25 protein-coding genes are annotated in these 25995 nt (G+C 46.4%); 9 read left to right on the forward strand and 16 right to left on the reverse strand.

Annotated features, from left to right (window positions below; translation table 11 throughout):
* Positions 1 to 32 precede the first annotated feature (32 nt).
* Entirely contained in the window at positions 33 to 3035 is a 3003-nt protein-coding gene (locus tag GUA87_RS00410) for an aminotransferase class III-fold pyridoxal phosphate-dependent enzyme (protein ID WP_193715765.1), read from the forward strand.
* 73 nt (positions 3036 to 3108) lie between these two features.
* Here GUA87_RS00410 and GUA87_RS00415 read toward each other — a convergent pair whose 3' ends face one another.
* The 5 genes from GUA87_RS00415 to GUA87_RS00435 all read right to left on the reverse strand — a co-directional run bounded on the left by GUA87_RS00415 (position 3109) and on the right by GUA87_RS00435 (position 8109).
* Positions 3109 to 4191, reverse strand: coding sequence for a DUF2855 family protein (locus GUA87_RS00415; RefSeq protein ID WP_193714560.1), 1083 nt, complete (start codon positions 4189 to 4191; stop codon positions 3109 to 3111).
* Between the two features lie 41 nt (positions 4192 to 4232).
* Complete coding sequence (locus GUA87_RS00420; protein WP_193714561.1) at positions 4233 to 5201, reverse strand: fumarylacetoacetate hydrolase family protein; 969 nt, start codon at positions 5199 to 5201, stop codon at positions 4233 to 4235.
* 12 nt (positions 5202 to 5213) lie between these two features.
* The gene (locus GUA87_RS00425) at positions 5214 to 6449 is read right to left on the reverse strand and encodes a CaiB/BaiF CoA transferase family protein (protein WP_193714562.1); all 1236 of its coding nucleotides are present in this window, start codon (positions 6447 to 6449) and stop codon (positions 5214 to 5216) included.
* 1 nt (position 6450) lies between these two features.
* Positions 6451 to 7239: an enoyl-CoA hydratase/isomerase family protein gene (locus GUA87_RS00430; protein ID WP_193714563.1), complete on the reverse strand. Its 789-nt coding sequence runs from the start codon at positions 7237 to 7239 to the stop codon at positions 6451 to 6453.
* A 195-nt stretch (positions 7240 to 7434) separates the two neighbouring features.
* Positions 7435 to 8109, reverse strand: coding sequence for a nitroreductase (locus GUA87_RS00435; RefSeq protein ID WP_193714564.1), 675 nt, complete (start codon positions 8107 to 8109; stop codon positions 7435 to 7437).
* 198 nt (positions 8110 to 8307) lie between these two features.
* On the opposite strand from GUA87_RS00435, the gene GUA87_RS00440 reads away from it, so the two are divergent.
* Positions 8308 to 11196 carry an ATP-binding protein gene (locus GUA87_RS00440; protein ID WP_193714565.1) on the forward strand — a complete coding sequence of 963 codons (2889 nt, stop codon included), beginning with the start codon at positions 8308 to 8310 and terminating at the stop codon, positions 11194 to 11196.
* Positions 11197 to 11214: 18 nt separating this feature from the next.
* Here GUA87_RS00440 and GUA87_RS00445 read toward each other — a convergent pair whose 3' ends face one another.
* Positions 11215 to 11628, reverse strand: a complete 414-nt coding sequence (locus GUA87_RS00445) for a DUF4345 family protein (RefSeq protein WP_193714566.1) — start codon at positions 11626 to 11628, stop codon at positions 11215 to 11217.
* A gap of 134 nt (positions 11629 to 11762) precedes the next feature.
* Between GUA87_RS00445 and GUA87_RS00450 the strand changes: the two genes are divergently transcribed.
* Positions 11763 to 12353: a TetR/AcrR family transcriptional regulator gene (locus GUA87_RS00450; RefSeq protein ID WP_193714567.1), complete on the forward strand. Its 591-nt coding sequence runs from the start codon at positions 11763 to 11765 to the stop codon at positions 12351 to 12353.
* A 92-nt stretch (positions 12354 to 12445) separates the two neighbouring features.
* Positions 12446 to 13318: a DUF2189 domain-containing protein gene (locus GUA87_RS00455; RefSeq protein WP_193714568.1), complete on the forward strand. Its 873-nt coding sequence runs from the start codon at positions 12446 to 12448 to the stop codon at positions 13316 to 13318.
* Between the two features lie 41 nt (positions 13319 to 13359).
* On the opposite strand, the gene GUA87_RS00460 is transcribed toward GUA87_RS00455, so the two are convergent.
* Complete coding sequence (locus tag GUA87_RS00460) at positions 13360 to 14220, reverse strand: alpha/beta fold hydrolase (RefSeq protein ID WP_193714569.1); 861 nt, start codon at positions 14218 to 14220, stop codon at positions 13360 to 13362.
* 90 nt (positions 14221 to 14310) lie between these two features.
* Between GUA87_RS00460 and GUA87_RS00465 the strand changes: the two genes are divergently transcribed.
* A complete protein-coding gene (locus tag GUA87_RS00465; protein WP_193714570.1) occupies positions 14311 to 14934 on the forward strand; it encodes a hypothetical protein in 624 nt (207 codons plus the stop codon).
* Positions 14935 to 14942: 8 nt separating this feature from the next.
* Complete coding sequence (locus GUA87_RS00470; RefSeq protein WP_193714571.1) at positions 14943 to 15473, forward strand: DUF4269 domain-containing protein; 531 nt, start codon at positions 14943 to 14945, stop codon at positions 15471 to 15473.
* A gap of 5 nt (positions 15474 to 15478) precedes the next feature.
* On the opposite strand, the gene GUA87_RS00475 is transcribed toward GUA87_RS00470, so the two are convergent.
* Complete coding sequence (locus GUA87_RS00475; RefSeq protein ID WP_193714572.1) at positions 15479 to 15991, reverse strand: hypothetical protein; 513 nt, start codon at positions 15989 to 15991, stop codon at positions 15479 to 15481.
* A 94-nt stretch (positions 15992 to 16085) separates the two neighbouring features.
* Positions 16086 to 16676 carry a hypothetical protein gene (locus tag GUA87_RS00480; protein WP_193714573.1) on the reverse strand — a complete coding sequence of 197 codons (591 nt, stop codon included), beginning with the start codon at positions 16674 to 16676 and terminating at the stop codon, positions 16086 to 16088.
* Between the two features lie 188 nt (positions 16677 to 16864).
* Here GUA87_RS00480 and GUA87_RS00485 point away from each other — a divergent pair, with 188 nt between their 5' ends.
* Positions 16865 to 17257: a GFA family protein gene (locus GUA87_RS00485; protein WP_193714574.1), complete on the forward strand. Its 393-nt coding sequence runs from the start codon at positions 16865 to 16867 to the stop codon at positions 17255 to 17257.
* Between the two features lies 1 nt (position 17258).
* Here GUA87_RS00485 and GUA87_RS00490 read toward each other — a convergent pair whose 3' ends face one another.
* Both GUA87_RS00490 and GUA87_RS00495 read right to left on the reverse strand, forming a co-directional pair.
* Positions 17259 to 18131, reverse strand: a complete 873-nt coding sequence (locus tag GUA87_RS00490) for an acyl-CoA thioesterase (protein WP_193714575.1) — start codon at positions 18129 to 18131, stop codon at positions 17259 to 17261.
* Positions 18132 to 18215: 84 nt separating this feature from the next.
* Positions 18216 to 19025, reverse strand: a complete 810-nt coding sequence (locus GUA87_RS00495) for a helix-turn-helix domain-containing protein (protein ID WP_193714576.1) — start codon at positions 19023 to 19025, stop codon at positions 18216 to 18218.
* A 121-nt stretch (positions 19026 to 19146) separates the two neighbouring features.
* Between GUA87_RS00495 and GUA87_RS00500 the strand changes: the two genes are divergently transcribed.
* Complete coding sequence (locus tag GUA87_RS00500) at positions 19147 to 19476, forward strand: hypothetical protein (protein ID WP_193714577.1); 330 nt, start codon at positions 19147 to 19149, stop codon at positions 19474 to 19476.
* Positions 19477 to 19512: 36 nt separating this feature from the next.
* On the opposite strand, the gene GUA87_RS00505 is transcribed toward GUA87_RS00500, so the two are convergent.
* From GUA87_RS00505 to GUA87_RS00525, 5 genes are all read right to left on the reverse strand, one after another.
* Complete coding sequence (locus tag GUA87_RS00505; protein ID WP_193714578.1) at positions 19513 to 21552, reverse strand: TRAP transporter permease; 2040 nt, start codon at positions 21550 to 21552, stop codon at positions 19513 to 19515.
* An 83-nt stretch (positions 21553 to 21635) separates the two neighbouring features.
* A complete protein-coding gene (locus GUA87_RS00510) occupies positions 21636 to 22646 on the reverse strand; it encodes a TAXI family TRAP transporter solute-binding subunit (protein WP_193714579.1) in 1011 nt (336 codons plus the stop codon).
* Between the two features lie 212 nt (positions 22647 to 22858).
* Positions 22859 to 23749 carry a hypothetical protein gene (locus GUA87_RS00515; protein ID WP_193714580.1) on the reverse strand — a complete coding sequence of 297 codons (891 nt, stop codon included), beginning with the start codon at positions 23747 to 23749 and terminating at the stop codon, positions 22859 to 22861.
* Between the two features lie 9 nt (positions 23750 to 23758).
* The gene (gene def, locus GUA87_RS00520; protein WP_193714581.1) at positions 23759 to 24259 is read right to left on the reverse strand and encodes a peptide deformylase; all 501 of its coding nucleotides are present in this window, start codon (positions 24257 to 24259) and stop codon (positions 23759 to 23761) included.
* A gap of 66 nt (positions 24260 to 24325) precedes the next feature.
* Positions 24326 to 25030 (reverse strand): SDR family oxidoreductase, encoded by a 705-nt coding sequence (locus GUA87_RS00525; protein WP_193714582.1) that lies wholly within the window; start codon positions 25028 to 25030, stop codon positions 24326 to 24328.
* Positions 25031 to 25134: 104 nt separating this feature from the next.
* On the opposite strand from GUA87_RS00525, the gene GUA87_RS00530 reads away from it, so the two are divergent.
* Positions 25135 to 25995, forward strand: a complete 861-nt coding sequence (locus tag GUA87_RS00530) for a LysR substrate-binding domain-containing protein (RefSeq protein WP_193714583.1) — start codon at positions 25135 to 25137, stop codon at positions 25993 to 25995.

Genomic DNA, 25995 nt, shown 5'->3' on the forward strand with positions numbered 1-25995 from the left:
GTTGAATTATTTAAGTATGCGAGAGGGAGAGTATCGTGCTTCAACATTGGCAGGCTGCGTTAAATGAACTTTGGGGAATAGAGGCTTCGCTAACGAGGTTGGATGGGGAATATGATCTCAATTTCCTGGCCTCAAGCGACAGCGACTATGTCTTAAAAGTCATGCGGAGCGGGTGCGATACCGACTTCATCGACATGCAATGCCGTGCTTTTGCACACTTAAGGGAAGCTTCCGCCGCCCTGCCAATTCCCAAAGTGATTCCAACAATAAACGGGGACCTGTTTACTTCTTTCAAGGATGAAGAGGGGCAGGATCGCCTTCTGTGGGTTTTGGAAAGAATGCATGGCAAAACCTACGCCGATTTCAAACCGAAAACCGACGCCCTTGTTCATGAGTTAGGGACAATCATTGGCGAGATAGACAAGAACCTAGCCGATTTTACACATTCCGCACTGGATCGGGACTTCAAATGGAATTTGATGCAAGGTGCCTGGATTGAAAAGGACCTTGATGTGATCACCGATCCAGACCGAAAGAAGATAATCAGCAGTGTCCTTTCTGAATTTCACGAGATTGAAAGCAAATTGCTCGCGATGGACAAGGTCGCCATTCATAACGATGTGAATGACTACAATATTCTGGTTCAAGGAACACTGACCGAGGCCCCGTCTATTTCCGGCATTATTGACCTTGGGGATATGTGCTACGCCCCGCGCATCTGTGATTTGGCGGTCACTGCTGCTTATATGGTGCTGGAGACAGAGAACGCCGTTGGAACTTTAGCAGCGCTCGTCAGTGGTTATCATGACGCCCACCCACTTTCCGCAGAAGAAATTGATATGGTGTGGCCGCTCCTTCGGCTGCGACTTGCGGTAAGTGTTGTAAACTCCACAATGATGGCGAAGGAAAACCCGGATGACCCTTATGTGGTTATTTCTCAGAAACCGGCGTGGGATTTCCTTGAAAACAACAACATTAATCCAAGGCTTATCAATAAACAGCTTCGTGCCGCATGTGGTCTACCCATCACAGATAGAGCGGAGGAGATTACCAGTTGGCTGGAGAAGGAGCGGGGCAATTTCGCGGATGTTCTCGGTGTACCTTTAAAAGATGCGGAAACGGCCCCGCTGTCGGTTGAAGTAAGCACCTTCCCGCAAAACCCGTTTGAAATGACAGATGAGGAGGCAGCAGATCTTGATGTAAAAGAAGGCATTTATATTGGCTTTTATAACGAGCCACGCCTCGTCTATACGGACAATGCTTTCTACAACGGTCCTTTCAAAGGCAGCAACCGAAGAACGGTCCATCTTGGTGTGGATCTGTTTGAAGCCGCAGGCAAACCTGTTTATGCGCCAATGGATGCCACCGTTGAAGAACTGGATAACCGCACGGGTCACCTTGATTATGGTGGACTGATTGTCTTGCGTCATGAAACGGATGAAGGGACCCCATTTTATACTCTCTACGGTCATCTCAATCCTGCAAGTATTGAACATCTGGCTGTTGGTCAGGCAGTGAAGAAAGGTGACGTGATCGCGGCCCTCGGAGATGAAAGTCACAATGGGGGATGGGCCCCTCACCTTCATTTTCAGGTGAGCCCTACGATGGACGGCATGGGGGCGGACTGGCCGGGTGCAGCTGATCCAGATGAAATGTATTTCTGGTCAAAGATGTATCCAAATCCGGCAGCACTTCTTAATGTTCCAGATGAAAAAACAAGGTACGAGCCACCGGCAAAAGCCAATTTTCTCGAAAAACGTCGGGAGAATTTTGGGCATAATCTGAAACTTACCTATAGCGATCCTGTTATGTTTTTGCGTGGCTGGAAACATCATTTGTTTGATGAATGGGGACGGCCTTATCTGGACAGCTATAACAACGTTCCTCATGTGGGTCATGGGCATCCCCGCATTCAAGCCGTTGCGGCCGACCAGTTAAAACGGATGAACTCCAACACCCGCTATTTACATCCAGCGCAAACGGCTTTTGCCGATACGATCCTGAAGCACATGCCAGACTATCTATCCGTCTGTTTCTTCGTAAATTCCGGCACAGAAGCCAACGAACTTGCGTTGCGCCTCGCCCGTGCACATAGCGGCGGCAAGGATATGATCACCCCCGACCACGGATACCATGGAAATACAACCGGCTGCATCGACATCTCTGCTTATAAATTCAACGCACCCGGCGGCATCGGCCAATCCGATTGGGTTCATTTGGTTGAAGTCGCTGATGATTACCGAGGCTCCTTCAGGAGAGGTGAAGATGATGTGGCCGAAAAATATGCCGCACTTGTTGATGATGCACTAAAAGCAATTGAAACACGTGGCGGCAAGCTTGCCGGCTTTATCGCCGAAACTTTCCCAAGCGTCGGCGGGCAAATCATCCCTCCAAAGGGGTATTTGGCGAAGGTGTATGAGCGCATTCGCGCGGCAGGCGGCGTTTGTATCGCTGATGAGGTGCAAACTGCTTTGGGGCGCCTTGGTGATTATTTCTTCGCGTTCGAACAGCAGGAAGCCTTGCCTGATATTGTCGTCATGGGCAAACCGATCGGCAATGGGCATCCACTGGGTGTCGTTGTCACCACCCGCGCGATTGCTGATAGCTTTGCAAAAGGACCGGAGTTTTTCTCTACCTTTGGCGGATCCAACCTCTCCTGTCGTATGGGTAAAGAGGTTCTGGATATTGTGGAAGATGAAGGCTTGCAGCAGAACGCAAAAGCGATGGGAGAAAAACTTCTCTCGGGACTCCGCAAGCTGCAAGACAAATATGAAATCGTTGGTGATGTGCGCGGCATCGGCCTCTTTATTGGCCTTGATCTTGTGACGGATCGCGAAACGCGTGCGCCGGGAACGGAGATTGCATCTTACGTCAAAAACCGCATGCGCGAAAACCGGATCCTGATGGGAAGCGAAGGGCCGGCAGACAATATCTTAAAAATCCGTCCGCCCATAACGATCCAGTCCGATGATGTGGATATGATTTTGGACGTTATGGATACAGTGTTGGATGAAGCCCAGTCCTTAGTATCCTAAGGCGCTACATGTTCGATAATGATTTATGGAGAGCAGGCTTTCGCTCTCTCCATAAACCATTACATTCATTCGCTTAGAAGGATAGAACATACCCCTCAGTTGGATCAATCTGGTTATTCAGCATCTTGACGTAAACTTCCTGAATGTTCTCTGGTCCAGACAGTTGTTTAATCTGGATCCATTTGATCACTTCTGGAAGCAACGACATCCAAGCACCTGCCATGCGTTTCTGAAACTCAACTGGCCCCCAGTCTTTTGTTCTTTGATTGATATGGATGGGGGCGAAGAAGAAATCCATATCCTCATCAGGAAGGTTACGATCATTTTCAGAGGCTTGCCAATCAGCGGCTCCAATTCCAATCGCCTTGATGAAATTCTCTGTCAAATTCGCTTTCAGTTTTTCAATTAATTCTGGATCTCCAGCAAAATCAACAATTACGGCTGGACCTTTGCCCGCAACAGCGGACAAATCATCATATGTCACCGCATCATCATAAGATCCCAAATTTGCAACAAAGGACTTATTCTTTGGCGAGGTCAAACCAACGACTTCAACATCCACGCCCAGATCTTTCAGATAATGTGACAAGCAAATCGCTGTCTTGCTGGATGCACTGGTCATCACAATCTGCTTTGCTCCAAAGCACTTGTTGTCTTGTAAATGTAACGCAAGCAAGTAAGCCGTAATAAACAGCGGTCGGAATATGATCGTTGCATTTTCAGCATTTTCTGGCATTTGCCCTTTGTCTTCCGGGATCAGGGTATACCGGTTATAGACAGGAGAAACCGTGGATCTGTGCTCCGAATTTTCCAGCATAAATCCTGGAACGAGCTCCATTAGATTAAGCATCGCTTCTGTCGCCATTGGGAAAACACCAAAGAGGCGTTGACCAACTTTAATATCATCTCGATTACTCTTGATAACAGTGGCATTTCCCCACACCGGAATATTCCCCCAGTCCTCATCACGTGGGAAAATATCCCAATATGACATGGACCGGCCAAACGCTGCATAGGTAATATTATTTGCGCTGAACGCGAACTTCTCTGTTTTGACCCAGACGGAGTTATCCGTTTCGTTTTCTGAGTTTGCCTCTGAAGTCGTCATTCTGCTTTGTGTTAGATCGTCTTTTTGTACGTCAAATGTAAATGACATTATCTACTCCTGCTTTTATTGGGTGCTTTGACCCTGCACCTCTATTTTTTTATTCGATTTCTCAACGTGCCAATCTTCTCAATTTCCAGCTCAACAACATCACCATCTTGCAAGAAATTCAAAAGCTCCAGCCCACAACCATTACCAATTGTGCCAGATCCCAATATCTCGCCTGGATACAATGTTTCATCTCGACTGACATATTCAATCATTTCTTCGAATGTCCAATGAATGGAACCTGAGTTTCCACGAGATCTTTCTTCACCATTGATCCTGGCAACCATTTGAAGATCATATGGATCTTCAATTTCATCCAACGTCACCAAGCACGGCCCCATGGGACTGGCATCGTCAAAATCTTTCGATTTCGCGGGACCAAATCGTCCACCCATTTCTTTGCCCTGTACATCTCGCGCCGACAGATCATTGAAAATTGTGAATCCAAAAATATGGTCACGTGCATTTTCTTTTGAGATGTTCTTGCCCTTTTTTCCAATGACACAGGCAAGCTCCAACTCATAGTCCATCACTTTAGAATAAGAGGGCCAAGTAATTTCCTTTTCCGGATCAGTGATGGCGAACCGATTGCCCTTGTAATATATGGGCTTCTCGTACCAGACCGGCGGTACTTTAAAATCTTCCAAATTTTGGTGATCTTTGATGTATTGTGCAGGATCTTCACTTGCCGCGCTTCTGATCTTCAATGCAGAAAGCAGGGATTTCACCGCATGTTTTTCAAAGGCCATAAAATCCCTGATCTGTGGCGGCCTTGGAATTGGAGCCCTCAATCTGACATTCTGTAATAACATAGCGTCACCATGATCAGCTTCCCGTAATAGCTTGCGAGCAAAATCCAGAGCTTCCTGCCCGCCTTCAATCAAAGAGAGCATACTGTCAAATACTGAATGGCGATCACCTGCAACGGCTTTCAGATCCAGTATTTTGTCATTAGAAAGAAGGGCACCAAGACGGTCCCCTCCTCCCTGAAAGGAATAGGTTACAAATTTCATTACAGGTATCCGTTATTCCGCTGCGGCTTTAAAAGGCGCGACCGAATAGATAACTCCTTTTTGCTGAAGGTCCGAGAACTGCTCAGCACTTACTCCAGCGTCAGACAGAACCGACCAGTTATCTTCACCAACTGAGGAAGCAATCAATTGGTATTGACGGGTGCTTTCGGAGAACTGCCATGGCTGGCCCGGCAACTTTACAGTTGCGCCGTGATCATCAACGACCTCAACAACCGCGCCCCATTCTTCCGCCCATTGGCTCTTGCCAAATTCGGCACTTGTTCTCACCTCCCCGACAGCAAGTCCGGCTTCTGTCAAATGGACTTCAAGTTCTTCAATTGACTGAAAACTGTATACCCAGCTTTGCACAATATCGAGCAGAGCCTTCAAGTTGAGACGTCTCAGCTCAGCCGTTTTGAAGCGTGGATCATTGCGTAAATCATTGCGCCGCATCATCGCGCAGTATCGGACAAAAATCGGCGAGAAAATTGGGCTAGCGGATATGACGATCCATTGTCCTTCCCGAAACTTCAACGTCGGAGATTCAGTGGCTCCAAGTGCAGGTGGCTCACTGTCCATTTCAGTTTCCGTGAGATCCGCATGAGCCCGTTCATTGACATACATCATTGTTGCGGCCATCGCCACATCCACATGCTGCCCCTTTCCGGTTCTGTGACGTTGTTCCAGCGCGGCAAGTGTCGCAATAACGGCCTCCATACCGGTATAGACATCCGCGTGAGAAAATACGTCACTGGAAGGTTCGCCAAGGTTATCTCCATAGTGATTGATCAATGTATCAACCAATCCGACTTCAGCGTGAACGGTTGGGGCAAATGCCCCTCGGTGGCTCATGCTATTTTTTTGGCCATAGCCACTGATAGAAACGTATATGATCTGCGGATTGATCTCAGCCACCTCTTCATAGGACAGCCCAAAATGATCCAAAGTTCCGGGTCTGAAATTCTCTATCACGACATCGGCTGTTTTAAGAAGGTGGCGTATTATGTCCTGCCCTTCAGGAAAATTCAGATCAACGCTAATGCATTTCTTACCTGCATTCTGTTGATAGAAATAATGTGACTTTCCCGGCTGCCCTGGTGCCGCATAGCGGGAAATATCGCCAAGGCCTGGCGGCTCAACCTTCGTTACATCTGCCCCTAAATCCAGTAGTGTCTTTGCACAATGCGGCCCTGCAAGTACCCTTGTAAAGTCCAGTATTTTCAACCCGTGCAATGGAAGTTCACCCATTTTAGTTCCCTCCAAATACCGCTGTACCGGGACCGGACTTTTGAAACTCCTTGATCCCCATTTTCACGTCATTGCTCAGGAGAACGGGCTTCATGATGCCCTCCATTTCCTGATCCGCAGTTTCAAGACCTTTTTCCGCCATGAGATTGGCGATCTTTTTAATGGCACCTAGCGCTACAGTAGGACCGGTCGCCAGTTGTTGTGCATAATTGAGGCTCACTTCATCAAGATCGTCATCAGCAACAGCCAGATTGATAAGACCAATGCGCTCCATAGTTTCAGCATCATGACGACGGCCCAACATGGCAAATTCCTTGGCACGTGCGAGGCCGATCCTTTGGACCATTCGCTGAACACCGCCCATAACGGGTGCCAATCCCAAAGTGGTTTCCACAGCACCAATCCGTGCAGAGCGGGCCGCAATGATGAAATCACAGGCAAGTGCAACTTCCAGCCCGCCCCCTAAAACAGCGCCGCGAACTGACGCCACGACTGGCAACGGGTAACTTCCCATATAATCTAGAAACGCCTTAGGGCTCGTCGGATTTTTGACCTTTTTCCCGCCTTTACCCTCTGATACGGCAAACACCTCCAAATCCGCGCCAGCACTGAAATGCTTCAGGTCAGATTTAAGAAGAATTGCCCGCGCCCCAGTATCGAGCGCCTCCTGCATAGCTGTCATAATACCCCCAACCAGCAGAGGACCCAACAGATTGTAGGGGGGATAGTTCATAGAGAGAATGCAAAGATCCCCTTCTCTTTCACTTTTCACTACAGCTTCTTCAGTCATTTGTTTCCTCCATTGGCCTTGTTGCATGATTCATTCCATATAGTGTATATACACATTATGAATTTCATGTAAAGCCATAAAGTGCATCTACACTATACAATATAACCAGTCTCTCACTTGCTTAGGGAAGCTCAAGCAACAGGCGTAAACCCCGCTTGAACCCTCCCTAATCTATCTCTGGAAACCGTAACTTATTTAATCGTCGAACCCAACAAAAGTGGCAACTTCATCCACCGGCCGTCGCGTTGAAACGACGGCGTTTGCAGGGAAATCAAAATCTGGATATCCCATAGCAACTGACGTTTGTATCACATGATTATCCGGAATATTGGCATGTTCACGCACAACAGGGGACTGCATAATCCCCTGACTATTAATCACCGAGCCAATCCCCCGGCTCCAAGCAGCCAGCGCCAAACCATATGTTACTGCCCCTAGATCGAAGTGTCGGATATCACCTTCGAGTTCCTTATCATAAGCAACGATAACTGAGACCGGTGCATCAAACTGGCGAAAGCCTCTTAGCACCCAGTCCTGCCGTTTTTGTTTATCATGACGTTCAATTCCCATTGCTTCGAACAGCTGAATAGCGACTTTAACCTGGCGTTCTCGATGGACACCTTCATAACCTTTTTCAACCCGGAACTCGCGTGATGACGGGATACCCGCAAGATTTCTCTCTGTGTTGCCTTTTCGAATACGGTCAAGTGGCTCTCCGCTAATAACGTGCAGATGCCAGGGCTGTGTGTTCATTGAAGAAGGCGCACGCGTCGCAACTTCAATAATCTCCTTCAGCACTTCTTTGGGAATGGGGTCGGGTTTATACCCGCGAATGGAACGTCTTCCATGAACGACTGAATCAAAATCCATTGTTTTCTCTTATTATTTTTTTGTTTCAAGGGAGAGAAGTCTCCGTAGCGTAGTGTAACCAAGACACTCTGCTTTGCAACAGTTTGAACAGTCATTCTGAAATCCAAAAAATCCGATAAATAACTTTTCTCGTTATTAACCATTTCATTATGAGAGTTCTGCTAATCTGAAAAAGTTCTATCAGTACAGAAGTCGGTGATGCATTTGAATAGAGACAAATACGTTAAGGGCGGGAGCCTTGTAAAATGGAACAAAGGGAAACTTCTCAAGGTCTTTTCCTTGCCCCTTTTTGTCATTTACTTCCTCATTTCTGCAATAACTGCCCCGTTTGCAAATGCAGAAACAAAACCTGTCTTGTTCATCAGTTCCTACCATCCGGGTTTTCACTCTTTCTTCGACCAGATTGAAGGGCTTAAGGAAGGTCTTTCTGCGGCGTCTCAAGGAGCTTTTGACGTAGATCTTAGCATCGAGTTTATGGATACAAAACGCTTTCCGGACCAAACTAACATACGATCATTCAAAGCGCGCTTATCGTCTAAACTCGAAAAATTAAAGGCCGGCAAAAAGCCTGAACTTATCGTGGTGGGAGATGACAATGCCTTGGATTTTGCACTGAAAGAACAAGAGGGCCTGTTTGAGGGCTTGCCGATTGTTTTCCTGGGTGTCAACAATGTTAAAAAAGCGATAGCCCAAGATGAAAATCCAAGCATTACGGGCGTTGTTGAGCATCCATCCATTGGAAAAACACTTGATTTTGCCGAGAACCTTCTTTCAAAAAAAGGTTCAATTTATGTCATTACTGATGATACCCGGTCCGGGCATATCAACTTTGACCTCCTTCAAGCTGCGCTTGCCACCAGAGATCTTGGAAACCGCATAGAGAATATCTCTTTAAAAGATCACACCATCACAGGAATGCTGGATAAGGTCTCCAAAATCAAATCTGGTTCCGTTATATTGTTCCTAAACGCCCACCGGGATTTGGAAGGCAACACCCAAACCACTGCCGAGGCGGCCAAGAAGCTGGCGCAATATTCAAAGGTTCCCTACCTCCACCCGTGGAAACCATCCTTAGGCTTGGGATCTCTTGGCGGTGTCATTGTCTCCCATCATGAGCAAGGCCGCGTTGCGGGTGAACTTGCCGCACGTATTCTTCTAGCAGGCAGTGCCTCAGGTTTTGAAGTAGTCAGCGAAAGCCCTAATCCATTAATTCTCGACTACAATATTCTTTCCAAATTTGGAATTAGCAGAGGACTGATCCCCAAAAACGCAGTCCTGATAAACCGGCCCGAGGGCCTTTATGCAACCCACAAAGAATGGATTATCGGCGGCGTTATCTTCATATTGTTTCAGACATTCGCCATCGCAGTACTTTCGACAATTAATAGAAAGCGCAAAAAAGCGGAGGCCGCACTTCGATCCAGCGAACACAGGTTCAGAGACTATGCCGAGATCGCCTCAGATTGGTATTGGGAGCAGGACGAGAATTTAAGATTCACCTATCTTTCCAAACGTCATCATGAGGTAACCGGCATGGCTCCTGATGCTTTCATTGGGAATACCCGAGAAGAAATGATACGGAAAACAGGGGTTGAGCTCACTGAGGAGTTCAAAGCCCATCTTGAACAGATCAAAAGTCACAAATCCTATAAAAACTTTGAATACAGATTTGTGCGCCCTGATGGAGAAGCGCGCTTTATCAATAATTCAGGAAAAGCCATTTTCGATTCTGACAGCAATTTTACTGGGTATCGGGGCATAGGACGCGATGTAACCGAGGGTGTGCAGGCCAAAATTGATCTGCAAATCAGCAGAGATGAGCTTCAGAACCAGTATGAACAAACACTCGAAGCGCAAAAGCGGGTAGAAGCACAATCCCGTGAGCTAGCAAAGTTGGCGCAGCGAGAGACTGAATTGCGCGAAAAAGCGGAAGTTGCTGAAAAATCAAAAAGTGAATTTCTTGCCTCCATGAGTCATGAGATCCGAACCCCAATGACAGGTGTGGTTGGTTTTGCGGACATGCTGCTTGAAGATAAATTGGCGCCTGAAAGTGTTGAAAAGGTCACTCGGATCAAGGATGCAGCCAACGCCCTTCTAACCATCATCAACGACATTCTGGATATTTCGAAACTGGATGCAAATAAGCTTCTCATCGAAGATATCGATTTCAACTTGGAAGAATTGATGCAGGATGTGGTCACCTTGTTCTCGCAAACACTTCCGATTGGCAAGCAAGGCAAACTATCCATTTCCTATGAACTAGACAGTGATTTACCAGCCCGCATTAACATGGATCCAATGCGTCTGCGGCAAATCTTGATCAATCTTGTTGGAAACGCCGTGAAATTTACGGAAAGCGGAGAAGTCATCCTCTCCTGCAAGATTGATCAAAAGAACGGGAGACTACGTTTCGAAATCAACGATACTGGTATTGGAATTAATGAAGAAGCCCTTCCAAACCTGTTTAACGAATTTACACAGGCAGACCCTTCCATCAGCCGCCGCTACCACGGTACGGGCTTGGGTCTTTCTATCTGCAAACGGTTAGTGAATTTAATGAACGGAGACATCGGCGCACGAAGCATAGTTGGAAAAGGAAGCTGCTTCTGGTTTTCGCTCCCTTACAAGGAGGCAAAGGAAATTGATGAAAAAGGCCAAGACAAAAGCACTAAAAAACCAACGAAATTGAGTTTCGATTATCCTATTTCTGTTCTTGTTGCAGAAGACAACAATATCAATCAGCTGATTATCAAAGGCCTGTTGAAAACCTTCAGCATTGTGCCCGATATTGTGGCGAACGGCGCGGAAGCAATTTCTGCGGTAGAGAAAAAAGAATACGACATCATTTTGATGGACATCAGAATGCCGGTCATGAGTGGAGTTGAGGCGACACAATCTATTCGCAGCATGATTTCCCCCAAGAGAGATATTCCGATTATCGCACTTACTGCGGATGTCATAGAAGATCATAAATCTTCATACTTAGACGCAGGAATTAATGAAGTCATCGCAAAGCCAATTGACCAAGCTAAACTTTTTGAAGTTTTATCCAGCTTTACTGACAAAAATGCTACCGTAGCAAGCTAAATAAAACTGAAAACTAAGCTACTCGGCTTTTGTTTTTTTGGCCCAAAATGCCAGTACGGGAAAAAACGCTATTTCCAAAATGAAAGAGGCGAGTATTCCATCTTTTAATAAAATACCCAAATCCAAGACACTCAACCGGAACATCCCCCCGAACGCGACAGCTAAACTAATGATAACAATAGTTTGTTGTAGTTTTCCAAACCAAACAGAGCTCAGCAGATAAACCCCGCCAATTGAGAACCACACACCCCCAAGAAACCGAAAGTGATTATCTTGGATCTCATACAACCCTTCATCGAGAACAGCCACGAAGCCGGTGGATATTTGCCACCCCAGGGTTTGCATCCCCCCTAAACCGATATTTAACCCCAAAATCATAACAGCTAGCCCGGTCAAACCCAAAATCACTCGCAAAATTACAATTGACTGCACCTGAACCTCCTTAATTTTCACCTTCAGATTTAAATTAGTACGCGTTCTAATTTAAAAAAAGAAGCTGGTCAATTGTTTTTTAGAACGCGTTCTTTTATATAGAAATAGGATAATTCTAAAATCAGGATGCAACATTGGGACGACGCCCAAAAAGTGACAGGCAATTTGAAGAGCTGAGGGCAAAAATCATTCTCTGTGCCCTAAGTCTCTTTCAAGAAGAAGGATATGCTGCGATTTCAATGCGCCGCCTAGCCAAAGAAGTTGGCTGCGCTCCCATGACAATCTACGCACATTTTGATGGAAAAATAGATATTTTACAGCACCTTTGGGCTGACATACTGGGCGAACTTTTTGATCACATCCGACATAAGCTGACCCCTGATCTTGACGATGAAGAGCGCCTTTCTTTGGCTTCCAAAATTTTTGTCCAGTTTTGGATTGATCACCCAGACCACTTCAGATTGGTGTTCATGTCTGCAGAAATCACACGAGCTGATGTTGGCAGTTTTCTTAATAAGAGCAACACTTTAACCCATTTCCATTTTTATACTGAATTGGTGGAACCAGTCTGTGTAAATAAAGCTCGCGTAAAACTTGTCACCGACACTCTTTTGAACATGTTAATTGGCATTGCATTTTGCGCAAACACCATTAAGGACTATCCTTGGTCAACCGCAGAAAACATGGTCGACGTGGTTTTAGAATCCGCCCTAAACAAGAACTAGCCTTACTCTAATCTACCACATCACAAAACTTTACTAATTTATGGATTGCTTTTAAGATTCCCCAAAAAGCATGTGTACTTTGGGAGGGAAACATGACCACTGATAACAACACGCCCCCCAAAAATGGGGCAGGAGAAGACGGACCAAAGAACGTTATTTCATTGATTGATGAAATGGCATACGTGACCGAGGTCGGAACAGACGATGTGTGGAAATGGCTGGCAGCTGGCTGGGCAGACCTGAAAGCGAATATCATGGTGAGTGTCAGTTACGCGGCGCTTTTTATCATCATAGGCGTTGCCATTTCTTTCGGCTTTTATTTTATGGGGTGGCCTTACCTGATATTGCCGGGTCTGACCGGGTTTTTATTGGTAGGCCCCGCGGTTGGCATTGGCTTTTACGAAATCAGCCGACGATCAGCGGCTGGTGAAAAAGTAAGCCTTTGGAGCGCGGTTACAGCTGCACGCTATAACAAACTTGGGATTTTCGGTTTTGGCGTTGCCCTTGCCTTTGTGTTTCAGGTTTGGATCCGGCTATCTTTTACCGTTTTCGCACTTAATTTCCCTGGTGTGATGCCGGACTGGCAGAAAATTCTTCTTCGTGCTTTGAGCATTGAAGGTGTCTATTTCGGGATTTCAATCGGCATCGTTGGCGCTGTTTTTGCAACCTGTATTTTCTTTATAGGCGCATTTTCCATGCCCATGATGATGGATCGGAAATCCGTTCTTTTGCCATCGCTGATCACCAGCGCCTACGCCGTTTATCATAATCGAAGCGCTATGATCCTGTGGGCCGCTGTTATTGTGACCTTTACCGGGATCGGGTTGATCACAGGCGGTATCGGCCTGATTGTGACCTTGCCTCTTATCGGCCATGCAACATGGCACGCCTATAAACACGTGATGTCGGGTGATTTGCCTGAGGGGCAATCTCATCCAACCGGGACAATTACTGCAGCAGGCTAATTTTTGGCGCCACCGTATATGCTACGGTGGCGTTCCGCTCTTTAGAGAAACTCTTTCAGGTCAGCCAGAAACTCTTCAAACTGGTCATGATGCAACCAATGGCCGGCATTTTTATAATTCTTCACCTTTGCAGTGTTGAAGTACTTAATACGCCCGTCTTCTTCGGGATTTGACGCCCAACTATCCTCTCCATAACAAAGTAATGTTGGGCAGGTTATTTCCCCCCAGAGTTTTTGCACCTCTTCATGAGGCAAATCGAAAGGTCCCCAAACCCGCATATGCGGGTCAAACTTCCAGCTAAAGGTCCCGTCTTCATTTTGGTTTACCGCATGAATGGTGAGGTGCAATGCCTGTTCATCTGAAAGATGCTTATTCTCCCCTTTCATTCGGGCAAGAGCATCCTCAAAAGTCTCGTATTTACGATGGGTTCGTGCACTGGCGGCACGTTTTTCATCAATCCATTTTCTCCACCGTTCCGCCATTGAGGTTTGTTGCATTTCCTCAATCATTTTTGGAGATGGTCCAAGTCCTTCAATAGCGACAAGTTTGCGCACCTTTTCTGGATATAATCCCGTGTAGCGAAGCGCGATATTCCCACCCATGGAATGGGAAACGATAGTAACCGGGCTCAACTCTTTCTGATGAACAAGTTGCGCAATATCATATATGTAATTCTGCACACTATAATTACCATCAGTAGACCATTCACTATCCCCGTGGCCACGCATATCTGGGGCAATGATATGCCAATCGTGTCGCAGCTCTTCCGCAATCCAGTCCCAGTTCCGACAATGATCCCGCCCACCATGGATAAGAAGCAGAGGCGGCGCTTCTGGATTCCCCCAATCGACATAATGAAGTTTGGTTCGCTGCGAAATAAAGCTGTGTGACGTTGGGCCCATATGACCGCTCCTTAACGATAGTCTTGTTCTTTTCCTTTATTATATGTCTAATTATCTACCTAGGTCCATCCTGAGGCGGGAATAAGAAGCATGAAGCTCTTAACACAAAGGAATATCCTCGCATCTATTGTGGCGGTGGCGGCGGTGATTTCACCAAGTCTGCTCAGCGCCAAATGCCCGACAAAAGATGATCTTAAATCAGGTGTTACTTTCACCCGCGCCAGCCCGTTTCTCTCGGAACTTGTTATTCAAATTGGAAATGGCATTAAAGCCCACAGGATCATGACCAGCAAAGGTGAGCGAGTAGAGATAATCTCCTCTTACACCCATCCACTTGCGGTAGAAGAGCGAAGATCATCAACGGAAGTTCTTTCTATCAGCTATGATAAGGATCCAAATGAACTTACAAACCTGAAGAGTTCAGAAAACTGGAGTAGCAACATCAAGTTTTACCGGAACTCGGAACTTTTCTCAGAGGGGGAATTTGAAGTAGAGCTCACAGGGACATCTTCGGTTAGCGTTAAAGACTGCACCTATAAAACGTTGATGGTGGAAACAACCTTGACCTTTGATAAAGGAGGAGCTCCCATCAGATACAGAAAAGAGTATGCTCCTAAGCTGAACTGGGTCTTAAAAGATATTCGCCTTGCCCGGAGTGGCATCCCGATTTCGCAAACGTCCTATGACAAGATCACCGTTGGCAAACTGAGATAGCTCCTTTAATGAAACCGCACTACAAAGACGTGCTCGAAGATTTGCAAGCACTGGAAAAACTATCTCAATATCAACCCGTCATCATCGGAACACCTCCGCTTGGGATCCAGATTGAAACGAGTGACATTGACATCGCTTGCAGCAGCATAAACCTGGAGGATTTTGAACGTGCAACGGTCAAGATCTTCGGTGATTTCAATGGTTTCTCAACCCGCACCCGCTTTGTGCAACACCGCCCCACTGTTATTGTCAATTTTAAGCATATGGGATGGGAAATCGAAATATTCTGCCAAACAATCCCGACAATAGATCAGTGGGGTGTTCGGCACTATTTCGTAGAAAAAAGGCTTCTAGACCTCGCTCCTGATCTGGCCTCACAAATTAGAGCACTCAAACAACAAGGCCTCAAAACCGAACCCGCCTTCGCGAAAACCCTCGGCCTTACAGGAGATCCCTATGAAGTCATTCTTGAATTGGAGAATAGATCTGATTATGAGTTATTGAATTTGCTTTCAGAATGCGTCCTCGGGAAGAATTAGTACTTTTATTTTTTCTGTAAGATGGGCATATGCACATCTTCGTCTATACCTCTATCCGCACAAACCTTAAGATTTCCGGTTACATAACCAACGAGCTTCGCTTGATACACCGGTGCTGAAATATTTGGCCACTGTTTCAGAATACCCGCCAGTTCTTTGGCAGGTAAATCATCACCTTTCGAGAGCTTACCTGACCTTACCTCGTTTACTCTACCTTCCCTGAGATCAAAAACCTCACTCACCTTACCGTGGCATTTGTGATTAGTATATCGAACGATACCTACATCACTACTTGAAACGACTTTATTCAGAAAGTAGGTACCTGCGGGAACCTCTTTAACAAAGAATGCTGGGGTTTTTGCATCCCTTTTCATATCTACAAGAAACCAATTCCCAGTTAATCGTTCAGTCTTTACGTCGATTTCTAGAAATTGTGCACGTGCGTTCACCCGCATGTCGCTATTCAAAAGAGCAATCACAGCTGTATCAGAGCTTTCTGAGAACTTTATATCTGTCATGTTTATAAAGCCTAGGCACCCTGTCAGAGTGAACGACAAGGACGAAAAGACCATAATTTTTAGGAAGCGCAACAACGGGTGAAACATATTTAGTTTAACCTGCTGAATCTGTTGTTTCTTTCAGTTGCACATCAAGGACAAGTTGACTTGATTTGTCATACTCAACTACTAGTTCCTTTACCTTTGTGGTAAACTTTAACCCAAACGCGCGTGTTGCAACGTAATAGTATACGATTGCTTCAGCTTTACCATTTGTCATTGGCTCACTGCGCTTACCTGTTTCTTTTCCCAACAAAGCTCTCACTTCACTAACAGTGGATTTGTTTTTCTGGATCTTACCGACCAGAGATGTATCAAAATCTGTCGCATCACTTTTAAAAGAGCTGGTAAAAACCTGTCCCACTAGTACGTCATTGCTAAAGTAAAATGATTGTGTTCGCGCTGCGACAACATCTTTCTCTAAAGGGTCGCCCTTCGTATCTGCAAAAGAATATGACAAAACATCCAATGTAGCGCCATTTTTTACCTCTTTCCCTGAAGCATATGGCGCACCCAGTTTTTGTTGAATTTCTACTATTGTTGTTTTTCCAAGTGCAACGGATTTATTTTCAACTCGGTTAAAATCTGCCCCGGCTGAACACGCCCCTAGCACCAGTAAAGACAACACTACGATAATCTTTTTCATTTATTCCCCCCACACAATGTTCTCATATTGATTGCATCTCATAATACAACCTAAGAAGTGATTTTCTAGTATCTTTTCTCATTTTCATTCAAGTTTAATACTGGTTCAGAGGATCCTCACTTTAAAGAAATTGTTCGACACGATCTTTGGATTTCAAATAGGATGCTTGCTAACGATAGGAGAAACATATGTCGAGATCTGGAAGTTGTTTGTGCGGGAAAGTGACCTTTACAGCCGATCCGTTAGAAATATTACAGGCATGCCATTGTGATATGTGCCGAACTTGGGGTGGTGGTCCCTATATGGCGGTCCCTTCCAACAACGCCAAGTTCAAAGGGCCAATTTCCACATACTCTTCGTCCGAATATGCAGATCGCGGTTTTTGTTCCAATTGTGGAACACATTTGTTTTTCTACGCAAAGAAGCAGGATATGCATGGCATCCCGATCGGCCTTTTTGACGACCAATCGGGATTACCGTTCACAGCCGAAATCTACACAGATGAAAAGCCGGATTACTATGAGTTCGCCAATAAAACGGCCCATATAACCTCCGACCAATATGTGAAAAAATTCCGATAATTTATGAACGCCGGGTCATTGAAGACTCTTGAGCGATAACGGCGACTACCTGACCATTCTCATCAAATAATGTGCCTTTGGATAAGCCGCGATTATCTGAGGCTATTGGGCTCTCAATATCCAGGAGCATCCAGTTTGCCGGATCGGTTGTTCCATGAAACCAAATTGAATGGTCCAGACTTGTTGGATTGTGGCTCATCACATTCCCATGGGGCCGAAGCGCGGCGAACAAAGTAGTGCTGTCAGACAGATACGCAATAACACATTGTTGATGCTGAGCATCCGCATGAAGTGCGACGCACCCTCGCATCCATTGCAACAGATGCGGATCCTTATGATCCTCTTTTATGGGCGACCAATCATCTAAAGGTTCAATATCCACACCATGACCGGTGAGAGGAAGAAGCAAAGGCTGCCGCCCCTCCTCTTTTCGCAATTCCCTTAACTGCTCCGCTGTTTTGATTTCAGGAGCCATCACCTGATGCTCGTCCCCGACTTCCGGTTTTTTGAAAGTAGCGGTTGCCGAAATGATAAGGACATCGTTTTGGTAAGCTCTTATACAACGTGTTTTAAAACGCTTCCCATCCCTCAGGCGCTCAACTCTATAGGTGATCGACTGTTTCGTTTTTGGCGCGTTCAAAAAGTTCAAATGGAATGACGTTGCCAAAACGTTCTCATCCACTGTTTTAAACGCAGATTTCAAGGACTGCCCTATAAGATGGCCGCCGTAAACGTTGAGGACCGGATAATCGCCACCTGCACCGATAAAACTATCTGTTGCACCTTCCTCTGGGGTGACATCCAGCAAGTTATCAATCAACCCTTTTTCCAAGGCTTCCTGAAGCATTAATTTTTGCCCGTCTTCAGCGTTCATTATTCTTATTTCCTGCGGTTTACTGATACCCTAGTAATGCCGCACAGCAGATAATGAGGCAACTGAATTTAGAAACAAAACTGCTCACTGGCCGAAGAAGGCTTCCGTTTGGTCATTGGTCGGATAGAAAGCCTCAATCCGGAGTTCATCGGTTGTGATGTCTTGTGGTGTACCGAACGTAGAAATCACAGAAAAGACACTTAAGTCAAAGCCAGCAAGCGTAAACTCAAGCGGGATGAACGGCAGAAGATCTTCTTGCGGTGCACCCACTCTTTCATCAAGATCTGCCGCTTCAATAAGCATGTCGTAGAAGGGAGCCGATGGACTATTTCCGAGTGCAGCCTTGTCTCGTTTCAAACGATGGACAAACTGAGGGCCTGATACCTCCCAGTTTTTTATGAGGGAACGAAAGGCTTTGGGGTGAACGGTCAGAAACGCAATATTTCCAAGATAATTGAGCTCTTCAGAAGAGAAATCAGCAGGATTGAGCTGACTTTTGGCAGCCTCCAACATCCTGTCAGCCGCACTGTTGGTTTGTACAATATTCCAAAGCCGGTCAACCGCCATCGCGGGGTATGGAGTATGATGATCCAGAATACGGGCCACGGCCTCACGAATAGGTTTCATTTTTGGTGCTTCCAATTCGGTCTCTGTGTATTCAGCGGAAAAACCAGCCGCTTTCAAAAGCGTATTCCGCTCTCGCAATGGGATTTCCAGCACTTCAGATAAATGAAGGATCATGTCTCGGCTTGGTCGGCTACGACCTGTTTCAAGGTAACTGATATGGCGCTGTGAAATATCGGCCTCCAAAGCGAGGTCTAATTGGGAGAAATGCCGGCTGTTTCTCCACTGACGAAAAAGGGTCTGAAAACTATCATTAAGCGGTTTATTCATGGCCACCTCCATTTGCAAAGAGCTTACGAACAGATGAGACGTAATTCAATTACCTCTGAGGTAATTGCACAGAACCAATTTAAAGCTCACCCTTGCCTCACTCTTATGAAGGAGCAAGATCATGCTGAACAGAAGAACTATTGGTATCACCCTGCTTATCCCCTTTGGAGCCTTAACGATTTATGCGCTCCTACAACATGGATATATAGGCCTAATTGAGTTTCAGTTAAGTACACCAGCCGGTTGGCAAGTCTTTGCCGATTTGGTGATTTCATTGTTATTGGTAATGGGATGGTTACTAAAGGACGCCAGGGATCGGGGCTTGGCATTTTGGCCGTGGTTTGTTGGCACCCTTTTCTTAGGGGCGATTGTGCCACTGATTTATCTGATCGTCTCGCATAATCGTGCCCCGGTGGATCAAGAAACTTTCCGCGAAAGAGCTATTCTCTAGCCATAAAAAAACCCGGCCAAAAGGCCGGGTTTTTATTTATGTTTTTCGTCGTGCAATCGCCAGTTGCCGCCCGATAATGGGAACCATCAACAAGAAGCCAATTCCCATTGTCACCAAACCTGGCGCCACAAACAGCAAAGAGACCAAGCCCACATACCATTTTTCAAAATGATTTAAAGGCGCCAACATATATCCTGTGAAGGCAACACCTAAGAAGCTGATCCCCGCCATGACACCGGTTAGCGTGATGATAAATTCAGACCATGTAAATCCATCTGTGACCAGCAAAAGAGCTGGCGAGTAGACAAAAACAAATGGCACAAGCGCTTTCGCAATGCCTAACCTGAATGCCGTATTACCGGTGCGGAAAGGGTTGGATCCCGCAATACCCGAAGCTGCATAAGCCGCCAGTGCAACAGGCGGTGTAATATCCGCAAGCACCCCGTAATAGAACACAAAGAAGTGCGCCACCAACGGTTCAACTTGCAAAGTAGCAAGTGCGGGACCGGCGACCGCAACCAGAATAATATAAGTTGCTGTTGTCGGGATCCCCGCCCCCATAAAGATACAGGCGATAGCCACCAGAAGCAGGGAGAAGAACAATGCCCATTGAGGAACTTCGAAGAAGCTGAAAGGCCAGGTCGTTCCAAAAAAGGCGCCGATGTCGCTTGCGGTCTGAACAACAACATAACCAAGACGGAAGCCAACACCGGTCAGGGTCACCACCCCGACAATAATACCAACGCAGGCGGCAGCTGCACCAACCGCAATGGTACTTCTCGCCCCTGCGCCTAGCCCATCCCACAGGTCTTTCAGGGAAAGACGGCTATTAGGCTTCAAGAAACCAACAACCACACAAGCGATAATGCCATAAACCGCCGCAAAGTCAGGAGTTCGACCCGAGAGGATGAAATAGACGAGCACAATGAGCGGTGCAAGCGCGAGCCAGTGTTCCTTCAAAACCAAAAACAGTTTTGGAAGTTCTGCTGAGGACAACCCACGGAGACCCAATTTACGGGCCTCCAGATGCACCATGATAAAGATACCGAAATAATGAAGAAGCGCCGGGAACAATGCCGCCGCGAGAATATCCCGAAGCGGGATTTCTAGATACTCCACCATAATGAAGGCCGCAGCCCCCATGATGGGCGGTGTAATCTGACCACCTGTTGACGCTGTCGCTTCTACCGCCGCAGAAAAACGCGCGGGATAACCAATCCGTTTCATCGCAGGAATAGTCAGCGCACCTGTTGTCACCGTATTGGCAATCGAGGAGCCAGAAATACTTCCCATAAAGGCGGACGCGAAGATCGCAACTTTCGCAGGACCACCAGAAAAACGCCCTGCGATGACCATCGCCAAATCAATAAAGAGTTGGCCCAACCCAATTTTTGTGGCCAGCACGCCAAAAAGAATAAACAGAAACACATACTGCGCCATAACCCCGATGGCGATGCCGTATATCCCCTGGTTCGTCATATAAATGTGATTGATCAATCCTGTCCAAGACGCGCCGCCATGCTTTAATGCACCAGGTGCATAAGGTCCAAACAAGGCAAACGCAATAAAGATACAGGCAATCAAGGGTAAGGTTGGCCCAACGGATCTGCGGGTTGCTTCCAATGTCAAAAGGAGTAGCGCGGATCCCATAATCACATCACTTTGTGACGGGTTACCTACTCGTTCGGCGACAAGTTCAGGCGGCAACAGTGGTAAATAAAGCGCCGCGCCCACCGCCAGAAAACCCAGAGCTATGTCTTGAATACCAACTCCGCCAATACGATGCCAGCCACCTAATGGCGCACCCGCATCACGACCCTTAAAGGCCGAATAAAGGAAAAACACCAGCCCGAGCACAAAGGACAGATGAATACCACGATGAAGCAATTCACGGATCAGGCCAAACCCTGATGCATAAAAATGATACACCGACATGGCCACCAAAATTGCGGACAGAAACAACGCCATTTTTGTTCCGGTACTTCGAAAATTACTTTCCGGATCGTAGCGTTTTTCAAGCTCCAACAGTTCCTCTGGGGTGAGCGTGGAATCTTCCTGTGGGGTTTGACCAGTCATCAATCGCAGTCCCTAAAATACATGACTTGGAATAAAAAAAGCCCCAGATGGGTGTTCATCTGGGGCCTCGGAAGTTTATTTGATTACTTAATCAAACCTGCTTCTTTGTAGAATTTTTCAGCGCCTGGGTGCAATGGAACACCAACACCTGAGAGTGCTGTTTCAATAGTAATGGTCTTGCCTTTTGCATGGCCAACATCCAGCAGTTTGCGGGATTCTTTGTTCCACAGAGCTTTTGTGATCTTGTAGATCAACTCTTCACTTTCTTTGGCATTTGTGTACCACTGCGCACCTACGGCAACAGTGTTTGTACCTTCTACGCCTTCATAAGTGCCTGCAGGGATTTCACTCTGCGCAAAGAAGCCATACTTGTCGGTTAGTGCTTTTGCACCATCACCGTCAATTGGAACCAGTTTGATTTTCTCAGCTGATGCCAGTTCAACAATGGAGCCAGTTGGATAACCGGCAACCACAAAGTAAGCGTCGATCTTACCGTTGCGAAGCGCTTCTGACGCCGCGTTGCCTTTCAAGGCTTCAGCCGTCACATCCTTAACACCCATGCCATTGGCTTCCAGGATCAGTTTTGCATCCACGTATGTGCCTGAACCTGGCTCATCCAGAGAAACAACTTTTCCTTTCAGATCCGCAACACTGTTGATGCCGCTATCAGCGCGGGCAATGAGGTGGATATGCTCTTGGAACAAAGCTGCAATTGTACGAAGGTCCTTGGCTGGTGGCTTACCTTCCATAGTCCCTGTGCCTGTGTACGCCCAGTAAGCGACGTCAGATTGCGCGAAACCTGAATTACGCAGGCCAGAAATAATTGCGTTCACATTGTCAACAGAACCACGTGAGGACACGGCAGAGGCGATCAGGCCATCAACGCCACAGCTACCGCCTTTGCCACATTCACGAGACCCCGGAGGCTTTGAAATCGCATTCGCAATCACGCCACCAACTGGATAGTATGTGTAGGCTGTACCACCGGTACCAATTGTGAAAAACTTGATATCCTGTGCAGATGCCATTGACGCCAGACCAACAACAGAAGCAGCCAGCGCAGCACCTGCAATAATCTTCTTCAACGCTTTCATTGAATTCCCTTTCATGTACACCCGAACAGGTGAACAGATTGTTTGTATTGTTACAATCTTATAACAAAACAAATTGACAGGAATTGCAAAGGGAAATTTTCAAATTAGGGAAAAGCTATATTGCAACTATTTAATTTTGAAGGGACTTATCATTCTGTTTTGTTTCCCAACAATCAAAAAACTGTATCAGAAAATCAAATTCTATCGTCGCACTATTCTCGGTTTTGAATGAGTTGCACCTCATGGCTTTTCAGGTCCCAGCGAAAGCGGGCCCATTCCCCATACCAATCACAGGAAATACAAAAATCTGCTTCTAGCGTATCCCCAAGCAAGTCGCCTTCCTGAGGCGGGAAATTAAGTGCTTTGCTGCACCCAGACTCTACCCTATAGATGGAAAGCACACGGTTACTCTCTTTATTTTCTGCAAATACAAGGCCCGACGCTTTGCAGGTTTGCATGCCTGTGATCAAGTGAATTTTCCATTCCTGATTTTCGGAAACCACGTCTCTTTGAATGAGATCCGGCCCATACCTATCTACTTTTTTAAGCAACATATTGAACTCTATGAGAGAGATTTCCTTCGGCTGAGTTTTGGCAATTTTTTGATCATTTAGATCAAAGGTTGCGTCCTCTTTCTGCCCCGACAAAGGCGCCCAGTTCGCAACCATTTTCTCAATGAAATCAAGCGCTTTCAATCCGCTACGCCACGTACATTCTTGTCCTTCGTTTGGGGTATAATCACCTTCGAAAAGAGTATCCCGCCCAACTGTAAGGAAAGGACTACCCTCACGTGACGTGATAATCTGCTCAACACAGACAGGCCCGTTGCCAAAATCACAATGAAAAATCAAAAGGTCATGGCGTTCTGTTAGCGGATCTCGGCAAGTACCGATTGCTTGAACGCTCCCCCATAGCTCGAATTGGGCTTTCCAACCTGAGCTGTGTGTAGCAGTCACGCTTTCTTCGCGAATATGTTGGACTTGGAACTCACTCACCTGATCATTGGAAAGGAACTTACCTGATACGGTTTCTGTTTCACTGCTTGCAATACCTGCCGTAAATACAAGGAAACAAATCAAACCCAAACAAGCTGTGAAACGCACTCCATCCCCCTACTTCCGCATCTTTTTGTATTTTCTTAAGAGACTGTCTCTTTTTACTCGGGAAAGATGGTCAAAATAAAGGCGCCCGTCCAGATAATCTATTTCATGCTGGATCGTTGTTGATAAAAACCCATCTGCCTGCAAAATCACTTCGTCACCACTCTGATCCAGATATTTGACTGTAATCTTAGCGGGCCTTTCAATTTTCGCAGACGCCCCCGGAAAACTGAGAGAGGCTTCTTCGAACACATGTGTTTCCTCTGATTGGTCGACGATTTCAGGATTAAACATCGTCAAGGGCATCTCGGTTTCAGTGCCTGGAAGATCAAGCACAATGATCCTTTGCAATAAGCCCACCATATTTGCGCCAATACCGACCCCTTTTTCCTCTCGGAGAATTTCAAGCATTCGATTGGCATTCTTTCTCGCCCGATCATCAACAGTCAATAAAGCAACGGCTTTTTGTCTAAAAATCGGATCGGGTCCGATCACAAGGTTTAATTCACTCATTTCACGTCCAATGATCTTTTAACGTGACTGAGTTTTACCCTCGCAACCGAACCCGGCAAAGGAATTTTATAGGGCGCGGGTCAGCCCGCCATCAATGCGTATATTTTGTCCCGTTACATAAGCCGCTGCATCTGAGGCCAAATATCCGATAAGTGCGGACACCTCATCCGTATGACCATAGCGGCCCATTGGAATACGATTTTTGCGATCTTCTGTCTCTGGCAAGCTGTCAATAAAACCGGGCAACACGTTATTTACCCGAATATTATCTTTGGCATACTTGTCCGAGACGAGTTTGGAGAAGGACGCAAGTCCTGCCCTGAACACACCCGATGTCGGAAAAAGAGGGTCTGGCTCAAACACCGCAAATGTTGAGATATTGATAATCGTCCCACCGCCATTTTTCAGCATTTGAGGAACCACAAGACGCGTTGGGCGGATCACATTCATCAGGTAATATTCCATACCCAGATGCCAGTCATCATCGCTGATTTCCAGAATGTCGCCTTTAGGACCGTGACCCGCAGAATTCACTAGCACGTCGATCCGGCCATACATGTTAATCACTTTATCAGTAAAGGCTTGCAAGTCATCTGCGGAGAGGTTCGATCCGGTATATCCGACACCTCCAAATTCCTCGGCCAGGGCTTCCCCCTTTCCGGAAGACGATAATATAGCAACCTTAAAACCGTCTTCCGCCAGCTTTCTTGCAGCCCCAGCACCCATGCCACTGCCACCAGCGGTGATCATTGCAACTTTTTGCGTCATCATTTTCTCCTAAAGATCCTTTTCATGAATATGCTAAGGACCAGCAGAATTGACCAGTCATGATTAATCGTGCGAGACTGTAGAAAATCTACTGTCAGGGAAACCATTTGTTCAAAGCCAATCTAAATAGCCTGAGGGTATTCGAGGCCGCAGCACGCCATGGGAATTTCAGAAAAGCATCTGAAGAATTGAATCTGACGCAAGGTGCCGTGGCACAACGCGTTCGAAAACTTGAGCAAGATCTGGGTGTCGGCTTATTTTCAAGACATGCCCGTGGCCTTCAATTAACGGACAAAGGCAAAGAATATTTGGCCGCCGTTCGAACAGGACTAACGACAATTGATCTGGCAACAACCGCACTCCTTGAAACACCGCATAAATTACGCATCAGCCTGCCACCTTCTTTTGCGACGAAGTGGTTTGTGCCTAGGCTCGCGGAAATGGCTACTGAATTTCCCGACATCAGCTTCCAGACCATCGCCTCAGAAACTCTGGCAGATTTTGAAAAGGATGAGATTGATATCGCCATCAGAATTGGCAGAAAGCCAGACGTGACCAATCTTAACGCAGTAAAACTCTCTGACTTAAATTTACGTGCGGCGGCGACGCCTAGTTACATTGCAGCCTCAAAAACTGAGACATTAGAAGAAATCAGCCACTTGAACCTGTTGCAAGACAGTCATCGTTACTGGGAACATGTTTTTGAGGAAGATAAAATCGATCCAACAGGACGAGTTTTTGACTTTAACCAAACGGCTCTTGCCATTGATGCTGCGGTAAATGGGCAAGGTGTTGTGCTCGCGCCAGATCTTCTCATATCAAATGACCTCGCAGAAGGTCGACTGATAGAGGTTTGCGATATTCCTCATAAGGTCTCGCAGAAATACTACATTTTGTGGCCCATGAACCACCCCAATGCAAATCTCGTCAAACGATTTGTGGAGTGGATCATGGAGAAAACAAAGTAA

It is taken from the genome of Sneathiella sp. P13V-1 (assembly GCF_015143595.1).
Lineage (GTDB): Bacteria > Pseudomonadota > Alphaproteobacteria > Sneathiellales > Sneathiellaceae > Sneathiella.